Here is a 921-nt window from a genome sequence, read left to right as displayed (position 1 = left end):
CTAGGTTTTGTACGAAAAGTCATATCTGCTAAATTTGCCTATGCGATAGCTGCATAGGAGAACCGTCATGGTCGAACGTTATGAAGTCTCTGATAACGGCTGGGCACAGATTGAAGACATTGTATCGCCACCTCAACTCATGGGGAGGCCTAGGCGAGATGACCGGCAAGTTCTCAACGGTATTTTCTGGGTGCTGTGCTCTGGTGCTAAATGGCGTGATCTGCCTGAGCGCTACGGTCCTTGGTCTACCGCTTATGAACGCTTTCGCAAATGGCGAGATGACGGCACGTTTGAGGCCATTCTTTCTCGCTTACAGCTCAAGTTACGTGAAGACGGCTTGATGGATTTGGATACGTGGATGATTGATTCAACATCGGTTCGTGCCACCCGTGCTGCCGCAGGAGGCGGCAAAAAAGGGGCTCTGAAGAACCGCTAGATCATGCCCTTGGCCGCAGTCGCGGGGGGTTAACCACCAAAATTCATTTGGTTTGCGATCGTCATGGTTGGCCTCTGGCATTCACGCTGTCTCCCGGCCAAGAGGCAGACTCTCGGCACTTTATTTCGACATTAGAGAGCGTTTATCTGCCTGGTAACGTAGGGCGCCCGCGCAAACGTAGTCGCTATATGGTGGCTGATAAAGGCTATGACAGCGATGAGCTGCGTCGTTATTGCGATAGGCACGGGATGAAGCCGGTCATAGCTCAACGCAACATGTATCGAAGAAGGCGGCCAGGTCTACCTAGACGGTTTGATAAGCCTAAATATCGACAACGAAATGCGGTAGAACGCTGTTTTAGCTGGCTAAAGGAGCTACGCCGCATTGCCACACGCTACGATAAGTTAGCAAGCAGCTTTAGGGCGATGGTATGCGTGGCATGCATAGACCGCTGCCTGCGAGCTAACTTTTCGTACAAAGCCTAG

Annotated in this window: 1 protein-coding gene; it reads left to right on the top strand. The window is 51.7% G+C overall.

All coding sequences use genetic code 11. The features are described from left to right. Positions 1 to 67 precede the first annotated feature (67 nt). A protein-coding gene (locus IE061_RS17890) for an IS5 family transposase (RefSeq protein WP_096921760.1) occupies positions 68 to 921 on the top strand; the annotation gives its coding sequence in 2 pieces (ribosomal slippage) (positions 68 to 409 and positions 412 to 921; 852 coding nt in all).

Origin of the sequence: Vreelandella hamiltonii, assembly GCF_014651795.1 — a bacterium.
Lineage (GTDB): Bacteria > Pseudomonadota > Gammaproteobacteria > Pseudomonadales > Halomonadaceae > Vreelandella > Vreelandella hamiltonii.
The sequence above is the reverse complement of the archived record's forward strand: the minus strand, read 5'-3'. Positions and strand labels throughout refer to the sequence as shown.